We start from the raw sequence: 12,760 nt of genomic DNA, 5'->3' as shown, positions 1-12,760 counted from the left end.
TTAAAATAACAAAAAATCTGAAATAATTCATGTTTTCTCTTTTAAAATTCTCTATTTTCTGAAAAAAGTAGTTAGTACAATGTAGTTAGTGTAATTGTTATTTATCTTTTGTAGCGATAGCGAAATGGATTAAAAGCATTTTTACATAGCTTTAAGGGAACAGGGGGATGTCATTATGAAGTCTATTATCGAGCTCGATGGCAAGACATTAACAAGACAGCAAATAGGGGAAATTGTAGAAGGTCGTGCCACGGTAGCGCTTTCTCTAGACAGCGTGGAGCGCATACGTTTAAGTAGGGAACGAATTGAAAAACGCTTAGCTGAGGGGCAAACGATATATGGTGTGAATACAGGCTTTGGAAAGCTAAGTAATATAAAGATTGAAGAAGAAGACATTGAGCTTTTACAGTTGAATTTATTGCGCTCAGATGCAACGGGTGTCGGTGTGCCTTTCCCAACAGATGTTGTACGTGCCATGATGGTTTTACGTGCCAATGCTTTAGCGCGGGGTTTTTCAGGAATTCGTCTGGAAACAGTGCAACTGCTATTGGATTTGATAAATACGGGAGTACATCCGATTGTACCTTCTCAAGGTTCGGTTGGAGCAAGTGGAGATTTAGCGCCGTTATCACATTTGGCTTTAGTACTAGTGGGTGAAGGCAAGGCGGAGTTTAATGGAGAGATTATGAGCGGTGGTACGGCGTTGCAGCAAGCTGGGCTAACGCCTGTCCGACTACAAGCTAAGGAAGGGCTAGCGCTAGTAAATGGTACACAAGCAATGACGGGGATCGGAGTTTTAACAGTGAATGAGGCAGAGCGTATGGGGCTAGCAGCAGATATGGCAGCAAGTTTAACGCTTGAGGCTCTGAAGGGTATTACTTCCGCATTTGATCCAGCGCTTTTGGCGGTAAGGCCACACCCGGAATTAGAGCTTGTTGGCGGACGAATCCGTAAGTGGCTTGATGGCAGTAAACGTGTGACAAAGCAAGGTGAAATCCGCATGCAGGATGCCTATTCACTACGTTGCATTCCGCAAGTGCATGGTGCTTCATGGCAGTCATTTTTCTATGCTCAGGACCGTGTGCAAATTGAAATGAATGCAACGACAGATAATCCGATTGTTTTAGAAAATGGAGAAGTATTGTCTGGTGGCCATTTCCACGGTCAACCAATTGCATTAGCAATGGACTTTTTAAAAGTCGGTGTAAGTGAATGGGCTAATATTTCGGAGCGACGTACAGAACGTATGGTTAATCCACAGCTTAATGAAGGTTTGCCACCATTTTTAGCGACAAATCCTGGTATTGAATGTGGACTAATGATTGCTCAATATACAGCGGCCTCTATCGTATCTGAAAACAAAGTATTGGCACATCCTTCAAGTGTGGATTCTATACCGACATCAGGAAACCAAGAGGATCATGTGAGCATGGGTACAACATCAGCACGCCAAGTACGTCAAATCGTACACAATGCCGCTCGTGTCATTGCGATAGAAATGATTTGTGCATCGCAGGCTATCCATTTAGATAAGGCAGAAGAGCAGTTATCTCCAACAACGCGAAAGTTTTTAGAAAAAGTGCGTGAATTTTGTCCGCCGCTGCTAGCGGATCAACCAATTGGCGATGAGATTGAAGCGCTTTCACAGTATTTATTAACGAGTGATGTTCTATTAAATGAGTATGTGTAAACCTTAAGATGATAATTTCCTGTAGGAATCCAACAAATCTTTCAACTTGTCCGGATTGATAGGGAATTCTAATTAACGGTCGAGGGGGAAAAGGATGGAATTTCAACAACAAGAGCTGAGGCAGGACTCGCAATTCCGAGTCTCCTCCGCTATGAAGATGATTGCATGCAGCTTGGTCGGAATATTCAGTTTCTTCATATCGTTTGAATGGCAAGGTAAGAATACAATTTTAATTGATCACATCGTGAATTTTATTCGCGCCGAAGCACCACTATTGGTAACTGCATATGTGCTCATAATGCTTGTAGGTGGAGCGGTTCATCCATTCATTACGAAGAAGTGGAATAAGTCGATCGTCAATATTGTATTGTCAATTTTTAAAGTGGGCGGTATGGTTGCCGGAATTTTATTGATTTTCAATATAGCACCTGCATGGCTAGCGAATGAAAGTATCGGTCCGTATTTACTGGAGAAGCTTATTAAGCCAGTAGGGATACTAATCCCGATTGGATCTTTGTTTTTAGCACTTCTAGTAAGCTATGGGTTGCTTGAATACATCGGTGTTTTAACACAGCCGTTTATGAAGCCTATTTTTAAAACACCTGGGCGTTCAGCAGTGGATGCAGTTGCCTCATTTGTCGGTAGTTATTCGGTAGGCTTACTTTTAACGAACCGTGTTTATATGGAAGGTCGCTACACAGCGAAGGAAGCAGCGATTATTGCAACAGGTTTCTCGACTGTATCTGCAACGTTTATGGTTGTCATTGCGAGTACGCTGGATATTATGCAGCATTGGAATGCGTTTTTCTGGGTGTCGCTCGTTGTAACATTTGTGGTCACTGCGTTAACAGCGCGTATTTATCCACTTCGTTCAATGAAGGATGAATACTACAAGGGTGCGACGCCGATGCCAGAAAAGATTGTAAAGAAGGACCGTTTTAAAGAAGCATGGTGTCAAGCGATGGATGCAGTTGAGCAAAATCCACCTTTATCTAAAGTTTTATGGGTGAATTTAAAGGATGGCATCATTATGGCGATGGGAGTTATTCCATCGATTCTATCAATTGGTCTACTAGGGCTTGTACTTGCAACATATACACCAATTTTTGATTGGTTTGCGTATATTTTTGTACCATTCACATATGTGTTACAAGTTCCGGAACCATATTTAGCAGCGAAGGCGCTGTCATTATCGTTAGCAGAAGTATTTTTACCAGCACTTGTAGTCACGCAGGCAGCACTTGTGACGAAATTTATTGTGGCGGTTGTATCAATATCGGCAGTTCTGTTCTTTTCGGCCGTTATTCCGCTTATTTTATCATCTGAAATTCCATTGACATTGCGCCAAATTTTACTCATTTGGTTTGAGCGTGTCGTATTAACTTTAATCATCGTAACACCAATAGCATTTTTACTATTTTAAAGGAGCGTGTTTTTAATGGTAGTTAAAACAAATATTCGTGCACCACGTGGGAATGAATTAACATGTAAGGGCTGGACTCAAGAAGCTGCAATGCGTATGTTAATGAACAATTTAGATCCTGAAGTAGCTGAAAATCCAGATGAACTAATCGTTTATGGTGGTATCGGGAAGGCAGCGCGTAATTGGGAGAGCTATGAGCAAATTATTGCATCATTAAAAGAATTGGAGAATGATGAAACACTTCTTATTCAATCAGGAAAACCGGTAGCTGTATTCCGTACGCATGAACATGCACCACGTGTATTAATTGCGAATTCTAATTTAGTGCCAGCATGGGCAAATTGGGAGCATTTTTATGAGTTAGAGGACCGCGATTTAATGATGTACGGTCAAATGACGGCTGGTAGCTGGATTTATATTGGCGCACAAGGCATTTTACAAGGAACGTATTTATCATTCGTAGAGGCCGGTAAAAAAGTATTTGGCACAGCAGATTTACGCGGTAAATTCATCCTTACGGGTGGTATGGGTGGCATGAGTGGTGCACAGCCTTTAGCTGGGAAAATGGCTGGCGCTGTCATTTTAGTAGTCGAAGTGGAACGTGCTCGAATTGAACGTAAAATTAAAGAGGGCTATTGTGATTATCTTGTAGAGACAGTAGATGAAGCGATTGAATTAGTCAATAAACTACGTGACCAAAAAGAGCCTGCGTCCATTGGTCTTGTTGGCAACTGTGCAGACGTTAATCGTGAGCTATTGAACCGTGGAATTATCCCTGATTTTGTCACTGACCAAACATCTGCCCATGATCCGATAAATGGCTATGTTCCAAATGGCATGACGTTTGAGGAAGCACTTGAACTGCGTAAAAGTGATGTAAAAACGTATGAGCGAAGAGCAAAAGAGACGATGGCTGAGCATGTTCGTACAATGCTTGAATTCCAACAAGCGGGTGCAGAAGTATTTGATTACGGTAATAATATTCGTGCTTATGCCAAAGAGATGGGTGTAACGAATGCCTTTGACTTCCCTGGCTTTGTTCCGGCGTACATTCGTCCATTATTCTGTGAGGGGAAAGGACCATTCCGTTGGGCTGCACTTTCCGGCAACCCTGAGGATATTTATAAAACAGATGCACTTGCAAAAGAGATGTTTGCTGAAGATGAAGGTCTAGTAAATTGGATTGATATGGCGCAAGAAATGGTGAAATGGCAGGGGTTACCTGCACGAATTTGCTGGTTAGGCTATGGCGATCGTCATCGTTTTGCATTGAAGGTTAATGAAATGGTTGCCAATGGTGAGCTATCAGCACCGATTGTCTTTGGTCGAGATCATCTAGACTCAGGCTCAGTTGCATCACCAAATCGTGAAACAGAGGGCATGCTTGATGGCTCTGACGCAGTATCAGATTGGCCAATTCTAAATGCACTTGTTAATACAGCAAGTGGTGCTAGCTGGGTAAGTGTGCATCACGGTGGTGGTGTAGGTATGGGTTATTCACAACATGCTGGCCAAGTGCTAGTAGCGGATGGTTCTGAGCTAGCTGCTGAGAAGATTGCACGAGTGTTAGTTTCGGATCCAGGAATGGGTGTTGTACGTCACGCAGATGCTGGTTATGAAATTGCTATTAATACAGCAAAGAATAAAGGTGTGCATATGCCAATGCTAAAGGATGATGCCAAGTGACAATTTTAATCAAAAACGCCAATGAAGTGATCACGTTAAAAAGTGCCGAACAAGGCCCTCGTACAAAAGAACAAATGCGTGAAATTGCGGTGCTGGAAAATGGTAGTGTTTTAATGGAGGGAAATAGCATTATAGCGGTAGGGCCCATTGCACAGCTAGAAGCGGACTTCCCTAAACTTGTTAAGGCGGCTGAGGTTATTGATGCCTCAGGTAAGGTTGTTATGCCAGGTCTCGTTGATTGTCATACGCATTTAGTTCATGGAGGTACACGTGAGCAGGAGTTTAATATGCGACTCAATGGTGCCACATACATGGAAATTATGAATGCGGGTGGTGGGATTCATGCCACAACAAACCGGACTCGAGAAACTAGCTTTGGTGATTTATATAGAAAAACGATGAATCATTTAGATGTGTTTTTAAAGCATGGTGTCACAACGGTTGAGGCAAAATCAGGCTATGGCTTGGATTGGGAAACAGAAAAGAAACAGCTTGAGGTAGCTAAGGAATTGCAGGCCACACATGACATTGATGTCGTTAGTACCTTTATGGGGGCGCATGCGGTGCCGCGTGATTATAAGGGTCGTGAGGATGAATTTGTCGATGTAGTCATTCATGACATGCTGCCGAAAGTAGCTGAGCTAAAGCTTGCGGAATTCAATGATGTATTTTGTGAAAAAGGTGTATTTACACCAGAGCAATCACAACGCATTTTAGAGGCTGGAAAAGCGTTGGGGTTAACACCGAAAATTCATGCAGATGAAATTGAGCCTTATAAGGGAGCGGAGCTTGCAGCGGAAGTAGGGGCAATTTCAGCGGAGCATTTACTAGTTGCTTCTGATGAAGGTATTCAAAAAATGGCTGAAGCTGGCACGATTGCCGTGTTGCTACCTGGAACAGCATTCTTCTTACGTGCGCCATTTGCAAGGGGTCGCCTAATGATTGATGAAGGGGTACCTGTTGCTATATCAACTGATTTTAATCCTGGCTCATCCCCAACGATGAGTCTACCCTTTATCATGAATTTAGCTTGTATGCATATGGGCATGACACTAGAAGAAGTGTTAACAGCGACAACTATTAATGCTGCATACGCCCTTAACCGTGGACATCAAATTGGCTCTCTTGAAGCGGGCAAACAAGCTGACGTTATTATATTGGATGTTGCCAATTACAAGCAGTTACAATATTTCTATGGCATGAATCATACGAATACTGTCATTAAAAATGGGCGAGTTGTCGTACAAGATGGTATTCTTTTGACAAATCAATTAGTAAATTAAATACTAACAAGGCATAGATAGGGCAGAAATGCTTTATCTATGCCCTTTTTAATTAAGGTGTACTCCAATATGCCCTCTATTTCATTGAAAATTTTTTCTTTTTTATAAAAAAGAGTTGAAAACGTGAACTGGAAAAGTTACCATGTTATTAAATAGTAATTCAAGAATTGCAAATTACTGAAGGCGATTGAACAAATTATACAACTAGATACCCGCGAGGCTCGGGAGAATATCTGCGGAAGCGAAGCAAATACGCGCGCCCAACAGGGAGTCATTACGTTTCATCTCATCTTCATCATTAATAGTAGAAAACATTGTATCAAAGGAGTTTTATTAAATGACAAAATTTCGTTCACAAGAGGAAGTTCTTGCGAATTATGATTCTTCTAAATATCTAACACCTGATGGCTATACGTCAGATATCGCAATTTTTACAATAACATCTGAAAAAGTAGAGGAAAAAGCACCACCAATGATGACGCTTAAAATCATGTTGATTAAACGTGCTGATCAAGATCATGAAGGAAATCCAAATATCGAAGGTGGAAAATGGGCGCTTCCAGGTGGATTTGTAGATGCGACAAAAAGGGAAACCGCCTATATGGCCGCTAAAAGAGAATTGAAGGAGGAAACGAATGTAGGTGGTCTACACATTAAACACTTTGGTGTCTACGATGACATGGATCGTGATCCTCGGGGTTGGATGATTTCAAATGCTTTTTATGCCATTGTTCCGGAAGTGCACATCGACCAGCGTCAAGCCAATGATGATGCGGCAGAAATAGAGCTATACGATATAAATGAAGTATTCAAACTCGAATTAGCTTTTGATCATCGAAAAATCATTTCAGACGCTTTGGAATTTATTAAGAAAGATATGGTACAAACAACAGTTGCTAAAAACTTTTTACTAGAAGAATTTACGTTATCAGAATTGCAAAGGGTTTTATTGACAGTGGGAGATGATCCACGCGTTTCAAATGACTCTGTGTTCTTTACAAAAGCGCCTAAGTTACCTTTTATTGAAAAAGTATTAGATGAAGAAGGTAAACCAAAGAAAACAAAAAGGAATTCGTTTAGACCGTCGCAATTATATACTTTTAATGACTTCGAAATCGTAGAGTCAATTTATCATTAGGAAAGCACCTGTCTTTCCTGATAATTTTTCAATATAGTAATTTGTAATTCTGTAATTACCAATTAAAAAGAAAGTGGAGTGATGGAAAAATGCCAAAACGTGCATTGATTAATATTGATTATACAGTGGATTTTGTAGCACCAGATGGAGCTCTAACTTGCGGAAAACCGGGGCAACTATTGGAAGAGGTAAATACACAATTAACGAAGGAATTTATCTCAAACGATGATTTTGTAGTTTTTGCCATTGATGTTCATGAAAAAGATGATCGCTATCATCCAGAAACAAAACTTTTTCCTGCTCATAATATTAGAGGCACAGGGGGTAGGGAACTATATGGCTCCTTGAAAGAATTATATGAACAAAATAAAGATCTAGATCATGTCTACTACTTGGATAAAACAAGATATTCTGCTTTTGCAGGCACGGATTTAGAGATTAAGTTGCGTGAAAGAGGAATTACTGAACTGCATTTAATAGGTGTATGTACGGATATTTGTGTTCTTCATACAGCAGTGGATGCCTATAATAAAGGATTTAACATTGTTATTCATAAAAATGCAGTGGCTTCTTTTAATCAAGCGGGGCATGAGTGGGCGTTAGGACATTTCGAACATTCTCTCGGAGCTACTATTATGTAAACGGAGGAAAAGGAAATGAAATATGCAGACGATAGCTTAATGTTGCACACAGACTTATATCAAATAAATATGGTCGAAACATACTGGAACGATAGTACTCAAAATAGAACAGCAGTATTTGAACTGTACTTTCGACAACTTCCGTTCGGTAATGGCTATGCGATATTTGCAGGCTTAAAAAAGATGATGGAGTTTATCAAAAACTTTGGTTTTTCTACTAGTGATATTCAATATTTACGTGAGGAAGGGAAATATTCAGAGGAATTTCTGAAATACCTTCAAAGTCTAAAATTTACAGGTACTATTTCTGCAATGAAGGAAGGTGAATTGGTATTTGCCAATGAACCTATTTTACGAATTGAAGCTCCGTTGGCAGAAGCTCAATTAATTGAAACACCTTTATTGAATATCGTTAATTACCAAACTCTTATCGCAACAAAGGCATCGCGCATTAAACAAGTGATTGGAATGGACGTGGCGATGGAATTTGGTACTCGTCGTGCTCATGAATTTGATGCAGCCATTTGGGGAACTCGTGCAGCTTATATTGGTGGATTTTCTGCAACTAGTAATGTAAGAGCTGGGAAATTATTTGGCATCCCTGTGTCAGGTACTCATGCACATGCTATCATACAGGCATATCGCGATGAATACAATGCATTTACAAAGTATGCAAGAACACATAAAGATTGCGTTTTCTTAGTAGATACGTATGATACGTTGCGTTCAGGTGTTCCTAATGCGATTCGGGTCGCAAAGGAGTTTGGAGATAAAATCAATTTTGTAGGAATTCGTTTGGACAGTGGAGATTTAGCGTACCTGTCAAAAAAAGCAAGAAAAATGCTAGATGAAGCTGGTTTCACTGAAGCGAAAATTATTGCATCGAATGATTTAGATGAATACACGATTATAAATTTGAAGTCACAAGGAGCTAAAATTGATACGTGGGGAATCGGAACTAAGCTCATTACAGCTTACGATCAAGCCGCTCTTGGCGGAGTCTACAAATTAGTATCTATTGAAGATGAAAATGGAAAAATGGTCGATACCATTAAAATCTCTGGAAATCCCGAAAAAGTAACTACTCCAGGCCGGAAGCGTATATACCGAATTATTAACAAAGGGAATGGTCATGCTGAAGGAGATTATATTGCATTAGATTATGAAAATCCTCAAGAAGAAGAACGCTTGAAAATGTTTCACCCTGTTCATACTTATATCAGCAAATTTGTGACAAATTTTACAGCAAAAGAATTACATCAAGACATTGTAAAGAATGGATCCATTCTTTACAACGAACCAACACTTCAGGAAATTCAGGTATATGTAGAAGAAAACTTACATCTATTATGGAGTGAGTACAAAAGAACAATGAATCCAGAAGAGTATCCCGTCGATTTAAGCCAAGCGTGCTGGGATAACAAAATGACAAGAATTAAGGAAATTAAAGATAAAGTCACGATGATGGTGAATGAGATAAATTAATAGGGAAATAAAATGGAGGAATAGATAATGGCAAAAATAGGAATTTACGGTTCATCCTTTGATCCAATCACAAATGTTCATCTTTGGACCGCAAGCACAGTCGCACATCGTTGCAAATTAGATAAAGTCATTTTTTTACCGTGCTCAAATAAACGAAAGGACAAGGAAATAAAAACAGAGAATACTCATCGATGGAATATGCTGCAACTGGCTATTGCTAAGGATGAACGTTTTATTGCAGATTCCTATGAAATGGAGCAAGAAGGATGGAACATTTACACATATGATACGATGAAATATTTTAGAGAACAGCACCCTAATGATGACATTCATTTTATTATGGGAGCCGATTTATTAGTTGATATTGGCGCGGGGTTGTGGAAAAAAGGAGAAGCGTTAGTAGATGAGAACAAATTTATCGTAATGGCAAGGCATGGAATTGATATGTTATCAACAATTAGTCGTTCTCCAATTTTGAGGAATCATGATGATGGAAGATTTCATTTGATTGACAAAGGCTTAGCGATGGAAATTAGTTCTACCTATATTCGAGAAGAATTCGCAATGGGCGGTGAACCCAAATATCTACTGCCTGACGCTTGTTATGACTATATTAAAGAGCATAATCTTTATCAAAAATAATCTAGGTAAGGCCGATACATGATAGTAGAGTGCGGTTTAATACCGAGGCTGAGCGACTCCTTGGGGATCAGCTATAGAGGAACGAAGGCTAAAAGCATCACGTCCTGTGATCACGCCTTCGTGACTAACATCTTGTTAGCCCGACGCACCCAGCTGGAACGGAAATCAGCCTCACGCTATGGTGATGAATCTTTTATTTTGAAAAGATGGTGAAATTTCCCATATATAGTTTTGGGTAAGATATAATAAATCTAAATGATATAGCAAACGTGCGAGGTGCTACAATTACAAAAGGTTTTGTATATCACCTAGCACAATGATTAATGTTAGAAAGGAATTCTTAGAAGTGCAGCTTACATTAACATTTCTTATTTTAGGAGCGACAATTTTTGCCTTTGTGACAAATAAAGTACGAGCGGATCTCGTTGCGATTGTGTCACTTCTAGCATTCGTCATTACAGATATTTTAACGCCAACAGAGGCGCTTGCTGGTTTTTCGAACTCTGTAGTTTTAATGATTGCAGGGTTGTTCGTTGTGGGCGCAGGAATTTTACGCACGGGACTTGCAGGGATGGCAGGGCGATTATTGTTAAAATGGTCAGGTGATAGTGAGCTGAAGTTATTTGTGTTATTGCTCATTATTGTAGGGACGGTAGGTGCCTTTATGAGTAATACAGGTACCGTAGCTTTAATGATGCCGATTGTTGTTAGTATTGCCATTAGTATGAAGGAAAGTCCTTCGAAATTCTTGCTACCACTTTCTTATGTTGCGAGTCTTTCTGGGCTTATGACATTAATTGCCTCACCAACAAATTTAATTGTCAGTCAGTTATTAGTAGATCGAGGTTATAATAAGCTAGGATTTTTCGAAGTGACCCCCATCGGTATTGTAGGAATGATAGTCGGTATTATCTATTTAGTACTCGTACGCAATATTCTTTTACCAAATGAAAAAAATCGTACACAAACAAAAGCTGACTATAAACTATCCCCAAAGAAAATTATTAAGCAATATGATTTAAACAACCGTTTGTTTAAAGTGTTTGTCCCAGAGGATTCGCCGATTATTGACGCTACATTAGCAGAATTAAAGCTTCCGGCCAAGTATATGCTTTGTATGATGAAAATTCACCGACGATCTCAAGAGGGCATTAATTTTTTACCGATGACATATCAGGAAATGGCAGGTCCGACGAGTGTGATACATGCCAAAGATGAATTGTATGTCCAAGGTGAGGAGGAGAATATTCGCCGCTTTGCATCGGATTATAGTCTAGAGATGCAGGAACTAGCTGAAGGAGAGGCGAATGAATTGGTATCGAAGCATCTTGGTATTGCTGAGGTATTATTAACGCCAAACTCTAGCTTTATTAATAAAACTGTTAGCACCCTAGGCTTCCGAGAAAAATATAATCTTAATATAATTGGCATTAATCGTAGAGGCGGCTATAAACTTCAAGATATGGTGACGCATAAATTGAAATTTGGAGATGCCATTTTAGTGCAAGGAGCATGGGATGAAATTCTATTGCTTGCAAGGGAAACGCAGGATGTCGTTGTTGTTGGTCAGCCGAAAGAGCATGCGAGTGTCGCAGCGGCAACAGGTAAAGCTGGTATTGCTGGTGTCATTATGCTTTTAATGATTGTCTTAATGGCTTTTGAAATTTTCCCTGCTGTTATTTCCGTTATGATTGGCGCCGTATTGATGATATTAACAGGGTGTTTGCGAAATATGGAAGACGCATACAGCAATATGAATTTTGAAAGTATTGTGCTTGTAGCTGCAATGCTTCCGATGGCGACTGCATTGGAGAAAACAGGTGGTATGGTTATTTTATCCGATGGTATCATTAATGCACTTGGAGATTATGGACCGTATGGAGTACTAGTTGGCGTATATATTTTAACAGTTATTTTTGGACAGTTTATTAGTAATACGGCGACTGCTGTCTTGTTCGCGCCAATTGCTATGAATGCCGCGATTGCAATGGAAGCAAGTCCAACGACATTTATGATTGCTGTTGCTGTAGCAGCGAGTATGGCATTTGTCACACCAATTGCTTCCCCGACAAATGCGCTTGTGATGACAGCTGGCGGTTATAAATTTATGGATTTTGTGAAGATTGGAATGCCGTTACAGATTATTATGTTTGTTGTCATGGTGCTAGCAATTCCATTTTTCTTCCCATTTTAACTTCTTTCAATGGGTGTCCAAACAAAACATCCGCTGAAAGAGGCTGGGACATAAGTATATTTTCAAAGCAAAATTACAATATTTCACATCAGACAAGCGCAAGAAGTCAACGTTTCTAAATTGATTTCTCGCGCTTTTTAAGATTTTGACCAGTTATGTCCTAGCCTCGTTTTGTTTTTGATGAAAAACAATTAATTAATTTTTTAATAGAGATTATGATAAAATTATATTTTAGATAACAATAAAACAATAAATTAACGTCAGATTGTGAGTTTAATAGTAAATTGTTTTTCTAATCATTTATATAGGAAGTTTCTCGATGAAGTGAAAAACTATAAATTTTTTTCAGAAAAAGTATTGACCTTTTAAAATCAAGGGTGTAGTATTATACAAGTCGTTAAGACAACTGCTGAAAAACAATTAAATTAAATAAATTAGTTGTTGACATCGAGTTTACGACATGTTATTATATAAGAGTTGCTGCTGAGAAAAGCGGCGACGAAATGAACCTTGAAAACTGAACAAGCAAAACGTAATCAATAAAGTTTTTAGTAGCTAACCTTGAGTTGGTGAACGAA

The 12,760-nt window shown here is 39.4% G+C and carries 9 protein-coding genes; all 9 read left to right on the top strand.

Features of this window, described 5'->3' with window-relative positions; translation table 11 throughout:
- Positions 1 to 175 precede the first annotated feature (175 nt).
- The 9 genes from hutH to AMS59_RS19320 all read left to right on the top strand — a co-directional run bounded on the left by hutH (position 176) and on the right by AMS59_RS19320 (position 12,182).
- The gene (gene hutH, locus AMS59_RS19360) at positions 176 to 1,690 is read left to right on the top strand and encodes a histidine ammonia-lyase (RefSeq protein ID WP_053485360.1); all 1,515 of its coding nucleotides are present in this window, start codon (positions 176 to 178) and stop codon (positions 1,688 to 1,690) included.
- Positions 1,691 to 1,784: 94 nt separating this feature from the next.
- The gene (locus tag AMS59_RS19355) at positions 1,785 to 3,113 is read left to right on the top strand and encodes a YjiH family protein (RefSeq protein ID WP_053485359.1); all 1,329 of its coding nucleotides are present in this window, start codon (positions 1,785 to 1,787) and stop codon (positions 3,111 to 3,113) included.
- 15 nt (positions 3,114 to 3,128) lie between these two features.
- Entirely contained in the window at positions 3,129 to 4,799 is a 1,671-nt protein-coding gene (hutU, locus tag AMS59_RS19350; RefSeq protein ID WP_053485358.1) for a urocanate hydratase, read from the top strand.
- Entirely contained in the window at positions 4,796 to 6,082 is a 1,287-nt protein-coding gene (hutI, locus tag AMS59_RS19345; protein WP_053485357.1) for an imidazolonepropionase, read from the top strand. Before hutU ends, hutI begins: the two co-directional genes overlap by 4 nt.
- Before the next feature lie 337 nt (positions 6,083 to 6,419).
- Entirely contained in the window at positions 6,420 to 7,220 is an 801-nt protein-coding gene (locus tag AMS59_RS19340; RefSeq protein ID WP_053485356.1) for an NUDIX domain-containing protein, read from the top strand.
- A gap of 89 nt (positions 7,221 to 7,309) precedes the next feature.
- On the top strand, positions 7,310 to 7,861 hold the full coding sequence (locus tag AMS59_RS19335) for a cysteine hydrolase family protein (RefSeq protein ID WP_053485355.1): 552 nt from the start codon (positions 7,310 to 7,312) through the stop codon (positions 7,859 to 7,861).
- A gap of 15 nt (positions 7,862 to 7,876) precedes the next feature.
- Entirely contained in the window at positions 7,877 to 9,346 is a 1,470-nt protein-coding gene (locus AMS59_RS19330) for a nicotinate phosphoribosyltransferase (protein ID WP_053485354.1), read from the top strand.
- A 27-nt stretch (positions 9,347 to 9,373) separates the two neighbouring features.
- Positions 9,374 to 9,988 (top strand): nicotinate-nucleotide adenylyltransferase, encoded by a 615-nt coding sequence (nadD, locus tag AMS59_RS19325; RefSeq protein ID WP_053485353.1) that lies wholly within the window; start codon positions 9,374 to 9,376, stop codon positions 9,986 to 9,988.
- A 316-nt stretch (positions 9,989 to 10,304) separates the two neighbouring features.
- Positions 10,305 to 12,182 (top strand): SLC13 family permease, encoded by a 1,878-nt coding sequence (locus tag AMS59_RS19320; protein ID WP_082337582.1) that lies wholly within the window; start codon positions 10,305 to 10,307, stop codon positions 12,180 to 12,182.
- Positions 12,183 to 12,760 lie beyond the last annotated feature (578 nt).

Source organism: Lysinibacillus sp. FJAT-14745 (assembly GCF_001275675.1).
GTDB lineage: Bacteria > Bacillota > Bacilli > Bacillales_A > Planococcaceae > Lysinibacillus.
Note: the sequence above shows the minus strand (reverse complement) of the source record. Positions and strands in the feature narration are given on the sequence as shown.

What these genes read in the sequence shown, in the direction of transcription:
- hutU (WP_053485358.1), top strand. Translation starts at nt 3,129, where the DNA reads ATGGTAGTTAAAACAAATATTCGTGCACCACGTGGGAATGAATTAACA.
- AMS59_RS19355 (WP_053485359.1), top strand. Translation starts at nt 1,785, where the DNA reads ATGGAATTTCAACAACAAGAGCTGAGGCAGGACTCGCAATTCCGAGTC.
- AMS59_RS19330 (WP_053485354.1), top strand. Translation starts at nt 7,877, where the DNA reads ATGAAATATGCAGACGATAGCTTAATGTTGCACACAGACTTATATCAA.
- hutH (WP_053485360.1), top strand. Translation starts at nt 176, where the DNA reads ATGAAGTCTATTATCGAGCTCGATGGCAAGACATTAACAAGACAGCAA.
- AMS59_RS19320 (WP_082337582.1), top strand. Translation starts at nt 10,305, where the DNA reads ATGATTAATGTTAGAAAGGAATTCTTAGAAGTGCAGCTTACATTAACA.
- AMS59_RS19335 (WP_053485355.1), top strand. Translation starts at nt 7,310, where the DNA reads ATGCCAAAACGTGCATTGATTAATATTGATTATACAGTGGATTTTGTA.
- nadD (WP_053485353.1), top strand. Translation starts at nt 9,374, where the DNA reads ATGGCAAAAATAGGAATTTACGGTTCATCCTTTGATCCAATCACAAAT.
- AMS59_RS19340 (WP_053485356.1), top strand. Translation starts at nt 6,420, where the DNA reads ATGACAAAATTTCGTTCACAAGAGGAAGTTCTTGCGAATTATGATTCT.